Here is a 19180-nt window from a genome sequence, read left to right as displayed (position 1 = left end):
GGCTGTCGCCAGGCGATTCCGGCTATTCGCCTCGCCAGGTCACGCTGTAAAGATCGTGCCGGCGATCCTGAAGGTTTTTTACGGTACCACTGTTACGAGCGGTGATCAGCACCTCCGACCGCAGATCAGCGAAAGCCACGGTTTCCACGTTTGGTTCGGTATCAGCCGCAATGCCATCCCGGGCGAACGGGAAATCACAGGGGGTAAGAATACAACTCTGGCCGTACTGGATTTCCATGTTCGGTACGTTGGGCAGATTCCCGACGTTTCCGGACATGACCACATACACTTGATTTTCCACAGCCCGCGCCTGACAGCAGTATCTCACCCGCAGGTAACTCTGGCGTTCGTCCGTACAGAACGGCACAAAGATAATGTGGACGCCCTGATCCACCAGGTGGCGGGTCAGTTCCGGGAACTCCGCGTCGTAGCAGATCAGCACACCAATGGTGCCGCAATCGGTTTCGATGGCGCTGACCCGGTTGCCTCCCTGCACGTTCCACCAGAAAGCCTCGTTGGGCGTCGGATGGATTTTGGGCTGGGTAAAGACCTGGCCGTCCCGGAGGAACACATGGGCCATGTTGCGGATGGTGCCGTCTTCCTCACGCACCGGCGTGGAGCCGGCAACAATATTGATGTTGTAGCGCAGAGACAGGTCCCGCATCAGTTCCCGGTAGCGTTCTGCGTAGTGGGTGACGGCGGCGAACGTCTCCGCCGGGCTGCCCTTTCGGGCTTCAATGGAGAGCAACTGGAGGGTAAAGAGCTCCGGAAACACCACGAAATCGCCCTTGTAGGTGGATACAACATCCACAAAGTAACGGACTATCTCGCTGAACTCATCAAAGGAAGACACGGGCCTCTGCTGATACTGCACCGTACCGATACGCACCGTGTCCCGCATACGCTGACCATACCGTTTGCGAGGCTCGCTGTCGCTGGTATGGGGCACTTTCGGGTTACGCCAGACCAGGTGGATACCGTAGCCCATGGAATCGTAATCGGCATCCAGATAATGCGGAATGATACCGTGGACATCGAAACCCTGATAGAGCTGAAAGGACAGCACCGGGTCCTTCTGCTCTTTGCTCTTGATGGCGTCAATGTAATCCTCGACACTGCCAAACTTTTTCAGGCGCTGGCGCAGGCTGGGCAGGCGGCCCGCAAAAGCAACGCCCTTCAGGTTCAGGGCCTGGCATAATTGCTTGCGCTCGTTATACAGCCGTTCGCCGATACGGTAGCCACGGCAATCCGGATCCACACACACTTCCATACCGTACAACCAGTCCCCTTCGGGATCGTGCCGCGAGGCGTAGCCGTTACCGGTGATGGAAGTCCAGTCATGGGCAGCCAGGGCCACCTCTTCGCCAATCCGGAAAGTGGCGCAGTAACCCACCACCGTATCGCCCAACATGGCGACGAACTGGCCATCCGGAAAGGTATTGATCTGCCCGGTTAGCGGCCCCTTGGTGTAACCGTACATGCCAGTGCCTTCATAAACGCGACGGCTGAGCTGGATAATGCCGGGAATATCCGCCAGCGTGGCATTGCGAACAAACAAACGCAGATCAGGATTGGAAAACGGCGGACACATAGACACCTCGGAAAAGGCGTTGAGTTGCTCTCATCTTTGGTGGCCGAATGGGTTTTCGTCAAGGGAAATCGGTCACGATGGATCTGCCAACGGAAACCGTTCGACCACTGTGTAGACGGAACCGTCATGCCCCTGGTTGCTTTCAAACAGAACGATGTCGGAAACAGCAAAGTACCCAAAAGCCGAATCGCCGTGACTCGCCAGTAATTCTTCCACCGACCCCCGCTGTTTTCTGAATCTCGCCAGCGTGATATGAGGGCGAAACGGCCGACTCTCCGGCGTGTACCGGAGGCCAGCCAAGCTGGCCTTGAGGGCATCATGCAGCACCTGAACGGGTTCCGGCGGCTGAACGCCCGCCCACAGGTTTCTCGGGCTACGGGGCTGACCGAAACAACCGAGACCGGTCACCTCAAGCTCAAACGCTTCCACCGGGATATCCCGGACAGCATCGCACAGTTCCGTAATCCTGCCCTGCTCAACATCTCCCAGGAACAGCAAGGTAATATGCAGCTGCTCAAGGCTTTGCCATTTGGCGCCGGGCACCGGCGCATTCACCTTGAGCAAACGCTGCTTGATGTCAGCCGGGATTTCCAACCCGAAGAACAACCGGGACATGGATCACTCGCTCTCGGAGAATTCTAGTGAAGATTGAACAGTAACAATACGAGGAACACTAATACCAGAAGAAACCAGCGAGCGTAAAAGTCCGGGCGGTCTTCGTCATCCTCGGTCACAACATCACTGCGACTGGTCGATTCATATTCCATGGCCAGCTGCCGGGCGCGATAGAGGTCTTCGTCTTCCACATAGACGTTGCTGAATCCGGCAGCACCAATTTCCCCCATGGCTCCCTGGAGATAGTGGCCACCAACGTAGGTTTCGATGCCGTTGGCCTCAAGCAGGCCGGCAACGATGTGCGCCTCGGTGATATCCCGGGCCCTGTAGGCTATTTGCAACGCCCGCCTCCTTCTGTGATTGTTCAGGTAGGAACTCGCCACGCCAAGCGGGTATTATCTGAAGCATAGTTCGCCCCGCTGACGGGGGCCACCTCAATACGGATTCCCTGATGCTCTGGATTGCTGTCGCCATTATCATCTGCCTGGTTGTTGCCATCACACTGATCCTGTTTCGCATTGAAGACTTCTCCCATTTCGACCGTGAGGAGTACGCCGTGCGCGATGCCACGCCGAGCGAAGCGCATCAGGAGGTGCTGGGGCGTATCCATGATTTGGGCAAGGCATCCCGCGGGCTCAAGGGCAAAGCCCGGCTAATGGCGCTGAGGCAGCATATGGATGGCTTGAGCGAAGGACTGGACCTTGATTCTGAATTCCGGTTTTGTGACGTACCAAGGGGCGAATGGGTGCTGTCACCCGGGGCGGACAGCCGCCGACGCATTCTCTATATTCATGGTGGCGCCTGGGCGGCCGGCAGCCCACGCAGCCACCGCGCCATTACCGATCGGCTGTCGCACATTGCCAACGCCGCTGTCTTTGCACTTGACTACCGCCTGATGCCGGAAAACCGATTCATGGATGGTGTCAGAGACTGCCGCAATGCCTATGCGTGGCTATTGGATCACGGTCCCGATGGCCCGGAACCAGTGAATTTCATGGTCGTGGCCGGGGACTCGGCCGGCGGCAGCCACACCCTTGCCCTGATCGCCTGGATACGAGACAGTGGCCTACGTCAGGCAGACGCAGCGGTTGCGCTCTCACCCTCGACCGACCTCACCCTGACCGCCCCCAGCAACCGCAGCAATATAGGGACAGACCCGTTACTGGGGCCGGCTTTCGGAGGTTTGTCGAAAATTCCGCTGCCGGTCATCTGGTGGGCAACCCTGGCGGCGTTTCGCGTCTCGCCCACCAACCCGGTAGCGTCACCCCTGCGGGGTGATCTGTCCAACCTGCCACCGACTCTGCTTCATGCCAGTGATTCCGAAATGCTGCTGGACAACGCTCGCCGCTACGCAGCAAAAGCCAGAACCGCAGGTTCTCGCGTGGAACTTCAGACCTGGCCCGGCATGGTGCACGTCTGGCATATTTTCACGCCACTGTTGCCCGAGGCCAATGATGCCTTTGAAGACATCGCCGAGTTCCTGTCGAAACTGGAGGCCTAGAGAACAGTCATGTGCGGACGCTTCACCTTCTACACACCACCGGACACCCTGATCCTCCAGTATTTTCCCGAAGGCATGGAGGTTGAAGGCTCCTTCGAGCCCAGCTACAACATTCCGCCGGGTGTTGGCACTCCCATGATCCGCATGACCATGAACGGCACCCTGCTGATGGCTCACTCGCTCTGGGGTTTCCGTCCGGTCTGGGCGGAAGGAAAGAAAGCACCTTCACCGATCAATGCCCGGGCGGAGAGCATCGCCACTTCCAGGTACTTCCGCGACGCGTTCGCCCACCACCGCTGTCTTATCCCCGCTAATGGCTGGTATGAGTGGAAACAGACCGGCAACGGTAAAGCGCCCTACTACATCTCGCCAGCCGATAACACCCGCGACCCGACCCTCTTCTTCGCCGGTCTCTGGACACCCAAGGAAGGTGATGACACAACCGCCTGTGCCATTATTACGGAACCCGCCAGCGAGAATCTGAAACACATTCATGACCGCCAGCCAGTGGTGCTTGACCCTGCTTGCCTGAGGGACTGGCTGAGCCCGCAGCTCACCCACCGCAACGCCATACGAGCCGCTACCCGCCGTCTCACCCCGGATCACCTGAGCGCCCACGTGGTCTCAAATGAGGTCAACAATCCGAGGCATGATGCTCCAGAACTGATCCGCAAGGTCTGAGATCGGTAGTATCCCTTTAATACCCGCTTACCGAGTGCCGCTGCTACTGTTCCATGACCCGGAAGGATAATTCCAAGGAGCAAGCGATGAGCAGCAAGAAGATTTTGATGATTACCGGCGATTTCACTGAAGATTACGAAACCATGGTGCCCTTTCAGGCACTGCAGGCAGTTGGTCATACGGTTCACGCCGTCTGTCCCGACAAGAAGGCAGGTGACACCGTAGCGACGGCAATCCACGACTTCGAGGGCGACCAGACCTACACCGAAAAACCCGGCCACCGCTTTGCACTGAATGCGGACTTTGAGGGCCTGGACCCTGCAGGTTACGATGCATTGGTGGTTCCCGGGGGGCGCGCTCCGGAATACCTCAGGCTGAACAAGGATGTGCAGAAGCTTGTCCGTCACTTCTTTGACACAGAAAAGCCTGTGGCCGCGATTTGCCATGGAGCCCAATTGCTCGCTGCGGCCGGTGTTCTGAATGGCCGCAAATGCTCTGCTTACCCAGCCTGTCAGCCGGAAGTGGAGCTGGCCGGAGGCAGCTTTGCCAGTATAGAGGTTGATCAGGCCGTGACCGATGCTAATCTTGTGACAGCACCCGCCTGGCCCGCCCATCCGGCCTGGCTGGCACAGTTTTTCAAGTTGCTGGACAAATAACCTGACCGGGGCCGGAATGCCGGCCCCGGAAAATGCCGGAGGCAGCCATGTGCAAGCTTTTCATCAATGCCGATCCGGAGCTTTGGGTCAGCCGGACTCATTCACTTCGTATTGACGGCATGGTCACCAGTGTCCGCATGGAAAACGCCTTCTGGCATGTGCTGGCCGAACTGGCAGAACGGGATGGCATGAATCTGCCGCAGATGATTACCAGGCTCTATCACGAATCCATCGATGCCGGTCACGATCTGGGCAATTTCACATCCTTTCTGCGAGTCTGTGCCTTAAGGTATCTAGAACTCCAGCTAAGTGGCGATGTTCCCAAAGATCTCCGTGTGCCCATCGCTTCCCTGGATGCTGAGCAGATCCTGACCAACAATCCCTCTTCGCCGAACATACCATCAAGCGGCGGTAAAACCAGCCACTAACCTTTGCCCGGGCCCTCACAAACCGTAACCTGACATCCCGACAAATACATAATAATGTGTCCAGGAGAACAGGCAGTCAGGTCTTCAACATGCGTAAGTCATTCCGATACATCTTTATTCTGTGCCTGTCAGTACTAACGCTGGCAGGGTGCGCCAGTAACCAGCAACTACCCACAGGACACAACAACGAGGTTGCCGATTTTTCAGTAGAGCCATCACAGGACTCCGCCAAAGCTGAAAAACTCTGGCAGGTGTTCAAGCGCTACCAGGGCACGCCTTACCAGTACGGTGGCACTTCCGCCAACGGCTTTGATTGTTCTGGCTTCATACTCACTGCGTATCAGGAAGGTCTGGGTATGCAACTGCCCAGGACCACGTCGCAAATGCTCGCCCACGGAGATTCCGTTCCCCCCGGCAACATTGAGCCTGGTGACCTTGTTTTCTTCCGCATCGGTGGCAAGGAGCAGCATGCCGGCATTTACATGGGTAATGACCGCTTTATCCATGCCTCGACATCCATCGGCGTGACCCAGTCGTCCATGAACGGCTATTACTGGAAGGGGCGCTTTACACAGGCCCGCCGTTTTGACTGACAACGGAGTAATGAGTCCCATGACACTCAGCCGATCCCTTTGCTGTTACCTCGCTCTCCTCCCGCTGGCCATGCCGGCCGCAGCCGAGGTGGAGCTCACGCCGTTTGCAGGCTTTCGCATGGGTGGTGAATTCGACACCAGAAACGACACCGACGAGTCACAAAGCCGGGTGAATCTGGATGACACCGTAAGTCAGGGCCTGGTGGTGAACGTTGATCTGCAGGAACCGGGCAAGCAGCTGGAACTGTATATGGGGAGGCAGGAGACAACGGCTGACATTCCTCAGGGGTTATTGTCGCCACCCCGCGACCGGGTGGATATCACCATCTATCAGCTGCAATTCGGCGGCCTGTATTTCCCGGGTGGCAAGACCACCGGCGGTTTTGTCTCGGGCGTCGCAGGGGTTACCCGGCTCGACCCCAAACCCTCCGATCTCGACACCCACCATCGCGCATCGCTGACACTGGGCGGTGGATACAAATTCCCGGTTTCGGAACACGTCCTGCTGAGACTGGACCTGCGTGGGATCTACACCGTACTCGAGAGTGGCGGCTCGGTGTTCTGCTCCGGTGGCTGTAATATCCGGTTTGAAAGCAGCGGGTACCTGCAAGTCGAGGCGGGTGCCGGGTTGACGGTCCGCTTCTGATCACCCCTCTGAATTCTAGAGGCCGCTATTAACGGCAAGGTGCACGGCAATAGCGGCCATCATCAGGCCAATGATCCCATCAATCACGCGCCATGCCATTGGCCGCGATAGAACCGGTGCCAGCGCAGACCCGCTCCACGCCAGTAGCCCGAACCAGAGAATCGATGCACTGCTGGCGCCCGCGACGAAGGTAGCGGTATCTTCCTGCTGGGCCCCAACCGCCGGTATCAGCAGCAGGGTATCGAGATAGACCTGCGGGTTCAGCAGGGTAACCGCCAGCGTGGTGAACAGCACCCCCTTCAGGCTTCGCTTCGTCACTTCTCCAGCTTCCAGAGCCACCCGACCCCGACCGACGCGAACGAAGGCCTGGATAGCCAGCCAGCCAAGGAAAACCACCCCCAGCCAGCGCAGGATTTCCAAAGCCTGGGGCATCGCCATCAGCGCGGCACTGACACCAAACATACCGAGGGTAAACAGGGTGACATCCGCCGCCATGCACAGCCCCGCCGACCACCAATGATGCTCCCGGCGAATCGCCTGGCTCAACACGTAGGCATTCTGGGCCCCGATGGCCACAATGATGCCGCCGCACACAATCAAACCGGTCAGGTAACTCTCCAGCACTTCTGAACCTCCTCATCCTATGGCGCAAGATTACCGGCTTACCGCTATACTGGAAATTCATATTCATAATGCTGCATCAGTTTTCCTTATGATTGATTACAAATTGCTGGAAGCCCTCGCCACAGTGATCGAGTGCGGTGGATTCGAACGTGCCGGCGCGGCCCTGGGGCTCAGTCAATCGGCGGTTTCCCAGCGTCTGCGCACACTGGAAATCCGGCTTGGTCAGCCGGTTCTGGTTCGTAGCCCGGTTATCAGGGCCACACCGGCAGGCCAGAGGCTGCTCAACCACGTCCAGCAGGTGCAACTGCTGGAACGGGATCTGGCCGATTCCATTCCGGCTCTGTCCGAACCAACGGCCAGACTCCGCATTGCCCTGAATGCGGACAGCCTCGCCACCTGGTGGGCAACCGCCATTGGGGAATTCTGTGCGGAGGAAGCGCTACTACTGGATATGGTGATCGAGGACCAGGACATTGGTTTGCGCCGCATGCGTGAAGGCGATGTCGCCGCCTGCCTGTGCAGCAGCCCGCAACCGGTCGCCGGTGCCCGGTGCGTGCCAGTTGGCAAAATGACCTACCTGCCACTGGCGACACCGGCATACGTTCAGCGGTATTTCTCCAGCGGCTTTAACGCTGACAACTTTGAATCCGCCCCGGCCATTGTGTTCGGTCCCAACGATCAGCTTCAGCACCGGTTTCTCGCCCAATGCGGCTACCACGGCCCGGTTCCTCACCATCTTTGCCCATCTTCGGAGGGCTTCGTGAAGCTGGCCCTTGCGGGGATGGGGTACGGCATGATCCCCCAGGCCCAGGTACAACAGGAACTGGACACCGGACAGCTGGTCAACATCGCACCCGGCCAATCCCTGGAAGTGCGGCTCTACTGGCATTTCTGGCGCCATGGCGGCGGTGTTATGGACCGCCTGACCACGGCCATTCAGTCCGCCAGCCCGCTCAATCGATAGCCGCTATGCCCTCCCCGCTCTGATGTTGTCGTTCATCATTGACGGGGATCGTCTTCGGGATTCAGGTAATCAATACCCCACGGACCTGTTCCGTGCACCTGGATAGTAACCTCCTCATCGGTATAGCCATACATCGGATCCCCTGGCGACAGGATCGCCAGACTGCCTTCAGGCAAAGCTTTGGCATTGGCACGGTCAAATTCCTCACCATGGGCAAAGTAAAGAGTCCCGGACAATACTGTGACTCGTTCATAGGCCGGATGATGGTGAGGCGCAACCACGTAGTTAGCGGGCAGTTTCAACCTGATGGTAAAAGGCTCCTCACTCCCGAGGTCACCTTCCAGAACAGCAATCTGGGCGCCCGGTTCCATGGAACCCACCGGGGCCCATTCAATCTCATCCGGTACCATCATCATGTGGCCTTCTCCCTTATAAGGCGTTCCCGCTATCACAGCGGCGCTCACGCCCACACAAAGCACCAGGGCCGTTACAGTAATCGTTGAATTGGCAGCCATCGCATCTATCCTCCATGTAAGGGTTACCAACCGGGGCATCTCCCGGCTGGCCACAAGGACGCATCGGGCTGGTAATTTGTTCCCGGGATTGAAACGGGCCTTACGGGAACTTTTCCTCACTCCAACACGTCCCTGTGACATCTCCGAAGGGAGACCGTCATGGTTACGACAGCACAGACTGAAACACTATCCCGCTCCCGTGCCACCCGCCGGGCGATGTTTGAGCGGGAAATCCACCCTTTGATGGATCGCCTCTACGGAACGGCTTTGCGCCTGTCCCGCAATCCGGACGATGCGGAAGACATTGTGGCCGAAACCGTGGCTACCGCCTGGAAAAAGCTTGACCAGCTAACGGATAACACCTGCTTCGAGGGTTGGCTGTTCCGGATACTGAACCACACATTTATCAGCCAATGGCGACGGCGTCAGTGCCGGCAAGAGAAAGAGATCGCCCTCGAAGACAATGGCAACGAGGGCAGTTTTTCACTGTTCGAAAGGCTTCACCAGCCATTTCTGTTGTGGTGGGGAACCCCGGAACAATCCTTTCTGAATCAGATCCTGAGTAAAGACATCCGTAAGGCCCTGGACCAGTTACCCGACGAATTCCGAATCGTCATGGTTCTGGTAGAGATTCAGGGGTACAGCTATCAGGAAACAGCAGAGCTTATCGGCATTCCATTAGGTACCGTTCGTTCCCGACTTTACCGGGCCCGCACGCTGCTGCAACGTGACTTATGGCAACAAGGCCAGGACGCAGGACTGACAACAGATGGATCCAGTGAGACCGATACCGGAGGTAAAGCATGAGCAAAGACATCATTGCCTGCGAGGAGGTCATAGAGCGGTTATTCGAATATCTGGACCGTGAACTGGATCCCGCAACCCAAACGGAAATCGATCGGCACCTTCGCCGTTGCCATGACTGTTTCAGCCGAAAAGAGTTTGAAAGACGTCTGAGAGACAAGGTCGCAGCCAGTGGTACCGAAAAGGCGCCGGACCGCTTAAAACGCCGGGTAGCATCACTGCTGAACAATTCTTGATGGCTCTCGCCAGGAGAACAAACCATGGTCGCGATCCTTGGATTCTCACGGGAACAAATCACCTCCGCCGTTCAGGATATGTACACCCGGGTGGCCGAAGCGCCGCAGTCCCGGTTCCATTTCCCGGTGGGGCACCAGGCCCTGCGTGCCCTGGATTACCCCGCAGACCAGGTTAAACAGCTACCTGAGGACATCGCTGCCTCCTTTGCAGGGGTAGGCTACCCCTTCAACGGACACGCCATCAGACCCGGCGACACCACCCTGGATCTTGGCGCCGGCGCAGGCAACGACAGTTTCCTGGCACACAGCCTGACAGGCCCCGACGGTCGCGTTATTTCGCTGGACCTGACTTCAGCCATGACTCGCAAGCTGAAACAGCGGGCTGACGAGGCGGGGGCCACCATTGATGTCGTCCAGGCAGACGCCGAGCACCTGCCCTTCACCAGCGGCAGTATCGACAGCATCACCAGCAACGGCGCACTCAACCTGGTCCCCGACAAACGTCGGGCCATCGGGGAGATGTTCCGCATACTCAAGCCCGGTGGGCGGCTGCAACTGGCTGATGTGGTTATTAATCGCCCCGTTACCGTGGACTGCGATTCAGACCCCAGGCTTTGGGTGGAATGCGTTGTCGGCGCGACCGTAGAGGAAAACCTGCTGGCCATGCTGGAGGACGCCGGTTTTGACGATATCAGGATCGTCAGATCCATCGACTATTTCGCTCACAGCCCGAGCCGCCAGACCCGTGAGGTGGCAGAGAGCTTTGGCGCCCGCTCTGTCGAAATTGCCGCACGCAGGGGCTTCAAGGCTCCCGGTCGGCTGCGGCAATGGATGCGCAGAAGCCACCCGAAGCGCTGGCTGACGGCTCTCGGGAAACGCGGATTCCTCGGCGTTACAGCGTTGGGCCTGGCACTACTGACCTGCTACGGCCTGCTTGCGGCAACAGTTCTTTTGGCTACACTGGGTGTTCAGCTCACCCTGAATATACAACTGTGGTCTGGCGGTATCGGACTATTTACGGCACTGACCGTACTGGCGGTCGCTGTTGGTAAACGAAGACATCACCATCTAGCGCCCACCTGGACAGCTCTGGCCGGAGCCTGTCTGGTTTTTTTCACGCTGTTTGTCGACTATTGGATTGTGGTCGAACTCGCAGGATTCATTATGCTGACAGGGGCCGTCATCTGGGATCTGGTTCTTCGCCGCAGGGATGAGGCCCGTCGCCTGGGGCTCACTCGCTCACGATAGCCCGGCAACCTGTCACTGCACTTAACCGGTAAAGGAGTTTTTGGACATGACCATACTGATCGTTGGTCTGGTTCTGTTTCTTGGCATTCACTCATTGTCGATCGTGAATGAACCCTTGCGTAATCGTATGCACGCTTCTCTGGGGGAGCTTCCGTTCAAGGGCCTTTATTCCCTGGTTTCACTGATCGGGCTGGTCCTGATTGTCTGGGGATATGGGGCGGCACGGATGGATCCCACAGTGCTGTATACGCCACCGGGCTGGCTCAGGCACCTGGCCATGCTGCTTCTGATACCGGTTTTCCCTCTGCTTTTCGCCACCTACTTTCCGGGCAAGATCAAAGCGAGACTGAGACACCCAATGCTCGTCTCCGTCAAGCTCTGGGCTCTCGCTCACCTGCTGGCCAACGGCATGCTCCACGACCTCATGCTGTTCGGTTCTTTCCTGGCCTGGGCAGTGGCAGACCGGATCTCCCTGAAACGCCGGTCCGAACGCCCCATCGCCACCCTGCCTGCGAGCAAAGCCAATGACGCAATTGCAGTCGTCGGCGGCCTCGTGGTGTACGTCATATTCGTATTCTGGGCTCATCAGTGGCTGTTTGGCGTCGCGCCGGCTTGAAGCAAGTCGCGGCGTCTGGGGTTCTGGCCATCAGTCAACACCAAACCGATGCGGGTAGCGACGCAGACAATACAATGCCACCACATCGTAAGCACCGTGCCATACCATCGTCATCAACAGGCTCTCTGACCAGATGTAGGCCAGCCCCAGCACTACACCCAGCACGGTGGCCATGACGAAATATACAAATGACAGGAAATGCACCAGACCGAACAGGATGGCAGCCGCAGCAAGCGCGAACACGGCCCCGAACTGTTCGGTAAGCCACCCCTGAACTACGCCCCGAAACAAAAGCTCCTCCCCGAAGCCCGCCAGTACGGAGAGGGTCAACAGCACCGGCCAGGAATAGCTGCAGGCAAATTCGTGCAGGAATCGCATCTGATCCCGCAGCGAACTGGAACTGAACAACCCACCCAGTGTCAGTATGAACAGTGCAAAGTATGTAAGCATCCCCCCCAGCACCCCTAGGAGCGTCGCATAAGCTACGGAGAGCTCGCCAAAGTTTGCTTCCGTGCCGGTCAAATAGAACGCGACAATAGCGACAATCGCAATCAGGGACTGGAAGCCAAGGACCGACAACGGTGACATTTTTTGCCTGGATATTTCCGGCATGCTGTATTTAGGCTCCCGTTGATTTCGCTCAACTGACACTCATCAGTAGCGTGTCAGAGTGATATTATGAGAAGTTTTTAATGATTACATACTCGGAACACATCATGGTAACGAACGTCTTGTCTCACCCGTTGTTTCGAGCAGTCATTGTTGGCTTCCTCTATTACGCTGGAGCCTGGATAGGTGTACATCAAGCCATTACACCGGACGGCATCTCAGTATTCTGGCCACCTAATGCCGTTCTTCTGACAGCCTTTCTGACAACACCTCGCAAGCAATGGCCGTTGTACGCGTTGGCGGCACTCTCTGCCGAATGCCTGGCAGATATACCCGCCTTTCCCCTATGGGCAGCGCTGAGTTTCGGAGCGGTCAATATCCTTGAGACACTCATCGCCGCCCTGGTGATTCAGCGGCTTGCTGGAAAGCAGTTCCACTTTGACTCACTGAAGTCCGCGCTTGTGTTTTTTGTCTCGGCACCCGCATTTGCTTCAGCAATCGCAGCGATTATGGGCGCAACCGTCTATATTGTGCTCGGCCGCTCAGACAGCAGCTTTCTTGCCATGTGGCGACTCTGGTGGTTTGGCGACGCCCTTGGTCTGATGATATTCACACCATTGCTGGTTACGTTTTGTCATGCCATCAAATACCGATTGGTGACATTCAGGGTAACGAAACTGGCGGAGCTCACCCTGCTTTGGACTGGGATGATACTCACAGGGTCTAATGCGCTTATCGACGCCAGCATTAATGAACTGCATTTCCATCTGACACCCATGCTGCTCCTGCCCTTTGTGGTGTGGGCGGCAACCCGATTCAATACCGCTATTGCAGCCAGCACAACGGCCATCATTGCCTGGATGGCCACAGGCTATCTGGTCAGCGGGATACACCCCTATGCAACCACTCTTCCCCAGTTTGCTGTCTGGCAAACTCAGGAATATCTGGCCATTGTCAGCATAATTTCCATCGGTCTGTCCGCTCTGATGCACGAACTGCGAGACCAGAGGCAACGCCTCGAACTCGCAACAGCGGCTCTCACATACCAGAACGAACAGCTTGAGGAGAAAGTCAGGAAACGAACTCAATCTCTGGAACGCGCCAATACCGAACTGACGAGCTTGAACTCTCAACTGAAAGAATTGGCATCCACGGATCATTTGACCGGTATAGCTAATCGCAGGCAATTCCATGAAGCTGGTGAGCGGGAACTGCAACGCCTGAAACATGACCGGGGCAAGGCCGCGCTGATTGCACTGGACCTGGATTATTTCAAGAGCATCAACGACCAGTACGGGCATGAAGCAGGCGATAATGTCCTCAGGCAGATGTTACCGCCGGTAAAAAACAATATCCGGCCATCGGATCTCTTTGCCCGGGTCGGTGGAGAGGAGTTTTTAATATTCCTCACGGGTGTGAAAGAAGCCACGGCGGTCAGCATCGCTGAACGGATTCGAGAACAAATTGCCGCTACCGATATGGACGTTCCGTCCGGAACAATTCGAGTAACGGCAAGCCTCGGCGTCGTACAATGGGATCAGATCTGTAATTTACGGACCCTGATCAATCGTGCGGACATTGCACTTTACCAGGCCAAACGCAGCGGCCGTAACTGCACTCGGACCTATCTGGCGGAAACAGAAGACGACGACGAGCTGGCCCCGGGACCGGTGTGATCCACCGGTCACCCTATACGCAAAGCCCCAGACAAGTTCTCCTCATTCAGAGAAAAGTCCCTTAACAGGGAACAATCCCTCGTACTCCGGTGTTTGTTTCTGGGCCTTGGCCTGAAAGGTTTTCATCATATCGCCGGGGCGGAACATACCCGCCTGCCAGGTCGCCATGTACTTCAGGCTGTCTTCCACGCTGTGATCGCGACTGTAGTTCAGCATTTCCTTGCAGCCAGTCACCGCCAGCGGTGAGTTGGCGGCAATCTGCCGTGCCACGGCCATCACCCCCTCCAGCATGGCATCCTGGCTGTCATACACTTCGTTCACGAACCCGAGTGACTTGGCCTCGCCCGCCGTGAGTTTTCGACCGGTGTAGGCCAGTTCCCGCACCACACCCTGCGGCATCAGTTTGGGCAGACGTTGCAATGTCCCCACATCGGCGGTCATGCCCAGCTCGGTTTCCTTGATGGTGAAATAGGCATCATCGGTGCAGTAACGGCTGTCAGCAGCACAGATGAGATCAAGCGCACCACCGATGCAGCCTCCATGAACGGCTGCAAGCACTGGCAGGCGCACTTCTTCCAGGGAGGTCAGGGTATCCTGAAGCTGCAGGACCACACGGCGAAGGTTCTCCGCCATACGTCCGGGGTCACCACTCATGGGTACGGACTTGGGATCACTGAACACGCCCAGGTCCATACCTGCAGAGAAGTGCTTGCCGGTCGAAGAAATCACGATCACCCGCGCGTCCGTGTTGGCCTCGATGTCCTGCATACACCGGGGCAGCTCCAGCCAGAACGCCTTGTTCATGGAATTCAGCGCTTCGGGGCGACTGAACTGCACATGGGCGATGTAGTCGGATACCTCCACGGAAAAACTCTGATAGGTTGCTAGCTCTGACACGCGGCACTCCTTTTTTCGGGATCGGATTCAGGTCTGGGGCAGATTAAACCATGTTACCGCGCCATTCACCCATAAGGTTTCATTCCGTGACACTTGTCCCCGCCTCTTAATGTTTTTTCCTGCGCGGTCGCGGTGGACAATACCACCAGGTCATTACAACCAGCAGTCCGAACAGCGAATAGACCAGGATGAATACCCAGGCTGGTGCCTCGTAGTAAAGCAGCTCCTGTAGCCAGTGCTGAACGAAGCTTCCAGAGTATCCCGCGTCCCCTGCCTTTGCTCGCAGCCACATCTCAAGCGTGGTCAGTGGGCACAGAACACCCAACCACGCCTGCAGCACAACGATGCCAATGGCAACCAGATGGGCCAGCCGGAACCCCAGGTTATTGACCCATCGCCAGGCCCGGAACTGACCGATGACAATCATCACCAGCCCGCCAATAACGAACACTACGATCGTCACATGAACCGTCAGGACCGTGTCGGCAAGGATCTGGTACGGCATCATTCCCTACCTCTACTTGCCGGGTGGCATGACCACCCATTCGGGGTCCTCAAACTCACCCAGCGGCCGGATTTCCACAAACGGCGCTGCGCTGCGGATAATCTCGGTGATTCTGGGGTCCTTGTCAGACTCCATCGCGTCACGCGCCTCTTTGCTTTCCCAACTCGCGATGGCAATCAGCGTACGGGGATCGCCGATCTTCCGATGCAATTCCGTTCCCCTGGCGCCAGGCGCCTGCTGGATCAACTCGCTGGCCCGCACCCAGGCATCGGCATAATCCTCCGCCGTATAGCCTTCCTTGATATGAACTTCAAACATAAACTTCATACTGCCTCCATTCCGGAGCAATCGTCGGGGCGCCCCGGTTTATGCCTATACGAAATAGCTTTGCATTCCGCCCCCACTGGGGTACAGTGAATCCCGTTGGAAAGATAGAGCAAAGCATTTCATCAATAAGACGCATCTCTGTTGTAATTAGTAGTGCATCGTCCTGTTTTTGACCACGCCAGTTTTTTGTTTCCGCACACCGCTGATCAGCCATCACGTTGATGTTCTGACGGCACATAAAATGATTGAATTCAGGATAGTTAAATATGTCTACTGTTACCGGTACTGTTAAGTTCTTCAACGAAGCAAAAGGCTTTGGCTTTATTACTCGTGAAGGCGGCCCGGACGTTTTTGTTCACTACAGCGCCATTCAGGGCGGCGGATTCAAGACTCTGGCAGAAGGCCAGCAGGTTGAATTCACCGTGACCCAGGGCCAGAAAGGTCCTCAGGCGGAAAACGTGACTGGTCTGTAATTAACAGCCAACGCACAGAAAAAGGCAGCTTCGGCTGCCTTTTTTGCGTTCTGGCGACACTATTTACCCAGCAACTCCCCAACCGGACGTAAGTTGGAGATATGGGCGCAGAGAGACTTGGTGATCATCAGAATGGGTGTGGCGATAATCAATCCGACCGGCCCCCAGATCCAGCCCCAGAAAAGCAGGCCAATGAAAATCGAGACGGTGTTGAGACTGGATACCTTACTGGTCATCCAGGGCGTCATCAGATTGCCCTGAATGCTGGTTATAATCAGGGAGACCACTGCAACAATGATCGCCATGTCGGGAGTTCCAAACTGTAGGAAAGCCGCCAACCCGCATCCGATAAACACCAGAAACGGGCCAAGATAAGGAATGGCGCTGGCCACCCCCGCCGCGACACCCCACAAACCGGCTTCCTCAACACCCAGGGCAAGGAATGCCAACCAGGTAACCAGGCCAACGAAAAGTGCTCCCATCAGCATCACAAACAGAAACCGCCGTACCTGATAGTGAAAATCGCTCATAATGCGAGCTGCGTTGCGCATGCGCGTGAACGAAGGCCCTGACAACCGTATGACTTTCCTGCGGTACAGTTTGCCAATCGACAACAGGAAATAGACCAGCAACAATACGGAAAACAACTGGGATATGAGCAGCAGCACTGACGATGAACCCCGTATCAGATAGCTCCTGAGGTTAAAGGAGTCATCAACAATACGCACTGGCGTGACCCCGGGCTCGGATTTTTCCTCTTCCTCTTTCCCAGCGGTGGATTCTATTTCCTTAACCGCCTTTTCTGCTTTCTCCAACATATCCTCTTCGCCGGTCAAAGCAGCACTGGCCCGTATCTGTTTTATTTTCTCGGTCGCCAATGGCACCTTATCCAGCATAGCCATGGCCTCACGCTGGAGAGGTATACTGGCCATCGACACCGCGGCAATCAGACTCCCAAGGACAAGGGCCGCGCCGATAGCCCGGGGAATCCGCAGTCGCTCCAGGGCTGAGACCACCGGGTCAAGGGCGTAGGAAACCAGCACCGCAACCACCAGCGGCAGCAGAATGGCTTCTGCCCAGTCAATGAAGTATATCGTCGCGACCGTTGCCAGCACGACAAGCGCCGCGTCCCTGACATTGATTTTTCCCGTCCCGCCCCCGTGATCCGGGGCTGAAGGTTCCCTCTTTGTGCCTGTCATAGGATTCTTCCTTTCCCACGGACCGCTGTCAGTTCAGCTGTTACCAGGGCAACAGTTCCCCATTGCTGTGCCAGAACGAGCCGGAGTTATCCAGATTCAATTCCTCAATTCTCTCAGCCAGGCCTTTTGCCGATTCTGCGGGCGTGATTAATCCTCCGAAATTCACCATCCGGGTTTTGACATAGCCGGGGTGCAGCTGGGCAACGGCGATGCCTTTTGGTTGCAGGTCCACCGCCAGGGATTTACCGAAGGCATTCAGTGCGGCCTTTGACGCCCGGTAACCGTAACGACCACCTGAGTCATTGTCGGCAATAGAACCCATTCGGCTGGTTATGTTGGCAATCTTGCCGCCGTAGGGAATCTGGCCCACCAGCGCCTCCGCCACACGCAGCGGCGCATAGGCATTGATTTCCATCTGCGTGCGGATGGAGTCGAAGTCGATACTGCCCAGCTTTTCATCCTGCAGCAGACCGGCATTATTGATTAGCAGGTCAATGGTCTGGCCGTTCAGTTCGCTCACCAGCTTCTGGATGCCATCGTCCGAAGTGACATCCACGCCCTCAATAACCTTCTCTGCCGCTTCCTGCAGCTCTGCAGAGGCCTCACGGCACACTCCAATCACCTTGCAGCCTTTTTCGGCGTAGTGCCGAGCCAGTTCAAGGCCAATGCCACGATTGGCACCGGTAATAACAACCGTCTGATTCTCTGACATATGCTTTCTCCTCCTGCATGCGCATAGGCATAAGAGTATGGCATCGCTCGGGCAAGCAGGCCAAAATGGTCGGTGCCCTTTCACACCACCGCAGGAAACGGAATGTCATTAGCACTGATCTATGCCATCTTTGCCATAACATTGATCGCGCTGAGCATTTTCTACCTGTTCTTTTACCGGCAATGGCGACGCGGACGGGCACTGCAGCAATCCTTTCCAGACCAGTGGCGACAGCTACTGAATACCCAGGTGCCGCTGTACCGCAGACTTTCCCCGTCATTACGACATCAGCTTGAACAACGGGTACAGCTGTTCCTCGCGGAAAAATCCTTCTACGGCTGCGACGGTTTTGATGTGGATGACAGGGTCCGGCTCACCATTGCCGGCCACGCCTGCCTGCTGATACTGGCCCGTGACTATACCGATTTCGACGATGTCCGCAGCATCCTGGTGTATCCGGACGCCTATCACGTGAGGGATGTGGAAAACGATGGCATGGTGGTGAGCGTCAGTAACCAGATTCGCGCTGGCGAAGCCTCCAGCCGTGGTCAGGTGGTGCTGGCCTGGGCAGAATGCGAAGAAGGTGCGGTCAATCCACACGGCGAACACAACGTGATTCTCCATGAATTCGCGCACCAGCTTGATTACCTCGACGGCACTGCCGATGGCGCCCCTCCCCTCAGCGGCGGACAGGCCAGACAGTGGAAGCAAACCATGACCCGCGCCTACGAGCACCTGCGGCGCTCACTCCGGCATCACCAGCACAGCTGGCTGGATCCATACGGTGCGACTGAGCCGGCTGAATTCTTTGCAGTGCTGACAGAAGCCTTCTTTCAACAGCCACAACACCTGAGCGACGAACAGCCGGAAGTGTACGAAGCCCTCTGCGGGTTCTACCGCTTTGATCCGCTCACGGATGTGTCCGAAGATCAGGCTGCGCCTGTCGCAGCCCACCAGAAAGAGGACATTGCCAACCCTGTTCGTCTCCCCCGGCGCAACCAGCACCCCCAACGAGGCCCACGTTATTGAAGGCGGCATTCAGCATGGGGTACTGGCCATGGATT

Annotated in this window: 25 protein-coding genes; 14 read left to right on the top strand and 11 right to left on the bottom strand. The window is 56.8% G+C overall.

All coding sequences use genetic code 11. The annotated features are described in order from the left end of the window. Positions 1–22: 22 nt before the first annotated feature. From Q0Y21_RS13065 to Q0Y21_RS13055, 3 genes are all read right to left on the bottom strand, one after another. Positions 23–1591 (bottom strand): bifunctional GNAT family N-acetyltransferase/carbon-nitrogen hydrolase family protein, encoded by a 1569-nt coding sequence (locus Q0Y21_RS13065; RefSeq protein ID WP_297796217.1) that lies wholly within the window; start codon positions 1589–1591, stop codon positions 23–25. Positions 1592–1663: 72 nt separating this feature from the next. Beyond that, the gene (gene thpR, locus Q0Y21_RS13060) at positions 1664–2206 is read right to left on the bottom strand and encodes an RNA 2',3'-cyclic phosphodiesterase (RefSeq protein ID WP_297796215.1); all 543 of its coding nucleotides are present in this window, start codon (positions 2204–2206) and stop codon (positions 1664–1666) included. 23 nt (positions 2207–2229) lie between these two features. Further along, the gene (locus tag Q0Y21_RS13055) at positions 2230–2547 is read right to left on the bottom strand and encodes a DUF2007 domain-containing protein (protein WP_297796213.1); all 318 of its coding nucleotides are present in this window, start codon (positions 2545–2547) and stop codon (positions 2230–2232) included. A gap of 110 nt (positions 2548–2657) precedes the next feature. Here Q0Y21_RS13055 and Q0Y21_RS13050 point away from each other — a divergent pair, with 110 nt between their 5' ends. The 6 genes from Q0Y21_RS13050 (at position 2658) to Q0Y21_RS13025 (ending at position 6711) form a co-directional block, all read left to right on the top strand. Then, a complete protein-coding gene (locus Q0Y21_RS13050) occupies positions 2658–3707 on the top strand; it encodes an alpha/beta hydrolase (protein ID WP_297796211.1) in 1050 nt (349 codons plus the stop codon). Between the two features lie 9 nt (positions 3708–3716). Continuing rightward, positions 3717–4388: an SOS response-associated peptidase gene (locus tag Q0Y21_RS13045; protein WP_297796209.1), complete on the top strand. Its 672-nt coding sequence runs from the start codon at positions 3717–3719 to the stop codon at positions 4386–4388. An 86-nt stretch (positions 4389–4474) separates the two neighbouring features. Then, the gene (locus Q0Y21_RS13040) at positions 4475–5044 is read left to right on the top strand and encodes a DJ-1/PfpI family protein (RefSeq protein ID WP_297796207.1); all 570 of its coding nucleotides are present in this window, start codon (positions 4475–4477) and stop codon (positions 5042–5044) included. 47 nt (positions 5045–5091) lie between these two features. Beyond that, the gene (locus Q0Y21_RS13035) at positions 5092–5472 is read left to right on the top strand and encodes a ribbon-helix-helix domain-containing protein (protein ID WP_297796205.1); all 381 of its coding nucleotides are present in this window, start codon (positions 5092–5094) and stop codon (positions 5470–5472) included. An 89-nt stretch (positions 5473–5561) separates the two neighbouring features. After that, a complete protein-coding gene (locus Q0Y21_RS13030; protein WP_297796203.1) occupies positions 5562–6065 on the top strand; it encodes an NlpC/P60 family protein in 504 nt (167 codons plus the stop codon). Between the two features lie 19 nt (positions 6066–6084). Continuing rightward, complete coding sequence (locus Q0Y21_RS13025) at positions 6085–6711, top strand: hypothetical protein (RefSeq protein ID WP_297796202.1); 627 nt, start codon at positions 6085–6087, stop codon at positions 6709–6711. Positions 6712–6726: 15 nt separating this feature from the next. Here Q0Y21_RS13025 and Q0Y21_RS13020 read toward each other — a convergent pair whose 3' ends face one another. Further along, positions 6727–7335, bottom strand: coding sequence for a LysE/ArgO family amino acid transporter (locus Q0Y21_RS13020; protein ID WP_297796200.1), 609 nt, complete (start codon positions 7333–7335; stop codon positions 6727–6729). An 88-nt stretch (positions 7336–7423) separates the two neighbouring features. On the opposite strand from Q0Y21_RS13020, the gene Q0Y21_RS13015 reads away from it, so the two are divergent. Further along, on the top strand, positions 7424–8299 hold the full coding sequence (locus Q0Y21_RS13015) for a LysR family transcriptional regulator ArgP (RefSeq protein ID WP_297796198.1): 876 nt from the start codon (positions 7424–7426) through the stop codon (positions 8297–8299). 35 nt (positions 8300–8334) lie between these two features. Here the strand turns inward: Q0Y21_RS13015 and Q0Y21_RS13010 are convergent, their stop codons facing one another. Then, positions 8335–8814 carry a cupin domain-containing protein gene (locus Q0Y21_RS13010; protein ID WP_297796196.1) on the bottom strand — a complete coding sequence of 160 codons (480 nt, stop codon included), beginning with the start codon at positions 8812–8814 and terminating at the stop codon, positions 8335–8337. A gap of 159 nt (positions 8815–8973) precedes the next feature. On the opposite strand from Q0Y21_RS13010, the gene Q0Y21_RS13005 reads away from it, so the two are divergent. From Q0Y21_RS13005 to Q0Y21_RS12990, 4 genes are read left to right on the top strand one after another with little or no spacing between them, the layout of a single operon-like run. Beyond that, entirely contained in the window at positions 8974–9621 is a 648-nt protein-coding gene (locus Q0Y21_RS13005) for a sigma-70 family RNA polymerase sigma factor (protein ID WP_297796194.1), read from the top strand. Then, on the top strand, positions 9618–9854 hold the full coding sequence (locus Q0Y21_RS13000) for a zf-HC2 domain-containing protein (RefSeq protein WP_012138700.1): 237 nt from the start codon (positions 9618–9620) through the stop codon (positions 9852–9854). The genes Q0Y21_RS13005 and Q0Y21_RS13000 overlap by 4 nt, the downstream gene beginning before the upstream one ends. A 24-nt stretch (positions 9855–9878) precedes the next feature. After that, complete coding sequence (locus Q0Y21_RS12995) at positions 9879–11102, top strand: methyltransferase domain-containing protein (RefSeq protein ID WP_297796189.1); 1224 nt, start codon at positions 9879–9881, stop codon at positions 11100–11102. 46 nt (positions 11103–11148) lie between these two features. Beyond that, positions 11149–11718: an NnrU family protein gene (locus Q0Y21_RS12990; protein WP_297796187.1), complete on the top strand. Its 570-nt coding sequence runs from the start codon at positions 11149–11151 to the stop codon at positions 11716–11718. Between the two features lie 30 nt (positions 11719–11748). Here the strand turns inward: Q0Y21_RS12990 and Q0Y21_RS12985 are convergent, their stop codons facing one another. Further along, on the bottom strand, positions 11749–12330 hold the full coding sequence (locus tag Q0Y21_RS12985; RefSeq protein ID WP_297796184.1) for a CPBP family intramembrane glutamic endopeptidase: 582 nt from the start codon (positions 12328–12330) through the stop codon (positions 11749–11751). A gap of 104 nt (positions 12331–12434) precedes the next feature. On the opposite strand from Q0Y21_RS12985, the gene Q0Y21_RS12980 reads away from it, so the two are divergent. Continuing rightward, positions 12435–14003, top strand: coding sequence for a diguanylate cyclase (locus tag Q0Y21_RS12980; RefSeq protein ID WP_297796181.1), 1569 nt, complete (start codon positions 12435–12437; stop codon positions 14001–14003). 42 nt (positions 14004–14045) lie between these two features. On the opposite strand, the gene Q0Y21_RS12975 is transcribed toward Q0Y21_RS12980, so the two are convergent. The 3 genes from Q0Y21_RS12975 to Q0Y21_RS12965 all read right to left on the bottom strand — a co-directional run bounded on the left by Q0Y21_RS12975 (position 14046) and on the right by Q0Y21_RS12965 (position 15732). After that, positions 14046–14900, bottom strand: a complete 855-nt coding sequence (locus Q0Y21_RS12975) for a crotonase/enoyl-CoA hydratase family protein (protein WP_297796178.1) — start codon at positions 14898–14900, stop codon at positions 14046–14048. 106 nt (positions 14901–15006) lie between these two features. Beyond that, on the bottom strand, positions 15007–15408 hold the full coding sequence (locus Q0Y21_RS12970) for a DUF2784 domain-containing protein (protein WP_297796174.1): 402 nt from the start codon (positions 15406–15408) through the stop codon (positions 15007–15009). A gap of 9 nt (positions 15409–15417) precedes the next feature. After that, the gene (locus Q0Y21_RS12965) at positions 15418–15732 is read right to left on the bottom strand and encodes an antibiotic biosynthesis monooxygenase family protein (protein WP_297796171.1); all 315 of its coding nucleotides are present in this window, start codon (positions 15730–15732) and stop codon (positions 15418–15420) included. Positions 15733–15998: 266 nt separating this feature from the next. On the opposite strand from Q0Y21_RS12965, the gene Q0Y21_RS12960 reads away from it, so the two are divergent. After that, positions 15999–16205 (top strand): cold shock domain-containing protein, encoded by a 207-nt coding sequence (locus tag Q0Y21_RS12960; RefSeq protein WP_012138714.1) that lies wholly within the window; start codon positions 15999–16001, stop codon positions 16203–16205. A gap of 59 nt (positions 16206–16264) precedes the next feature. Here the strand turns inward: Q0Y21_RS12960 and Q0Y21_RS12955 are convergent, their stop codons facing one another. Both Q0Y21_RS12955 and Q0Y21_RS12950 read right to left on the bottom strand, forming a co-directional pair. Continuing rightward, entirely contained in the window at positions 16265–17404 is a 1140-nt protein-coding gene (locus tag Q0Y21_RS12955; RefSeq protein WP_297796168.1) for an AI-2E family transporter, read from the bottom strand. Positions 17405–17444: 40 nt separating this feature from the next. Continuing rightward, positions 17445–18116, bottom strand: a complete 672-nt coding sequence (locus tag Q0Y21_RS12950; RefSeq protein ID WP_297796165.1) for an SDR family oxidoreductase — start codon at positions 18114–18116, stop codon at positions 17445–17447. A 102-nt stretch (positions 18117–18218) separates the two neighbouring features. Between Q0Y21_RS12950 and Q0Y21_RS12945 the strand changes: the two genes are divergently transcribed. After that, the gene (locus Q0Y21_RS12945; RefSeq protein WP_297796162.1) at positions 18219–19145 is read left to right on the top strand and encodes a M90 family metallopeptidase; all 927 of its coding nucleotides are present in this window, start codon (positions 18219–18221) and stop codon (positions 19143–19145) included. The last annotated feature ends 35 nt before the right edge of the window (positions 19146–19180 follow it).

The organism is uncultured Marinobacter sp., assembly GCF_947259545.1.
Lineage (GTDB): Bacteria > Pseudomonadota > Gammaproteobacteria > Pseudomonadales > Oleiphilaceae > Marinobacter.
The sequence above is the reverse complement of the archived record's forward strand: the minus strand, read 5'-3'. Positions and strand labels throughout refer to the sequence as shown.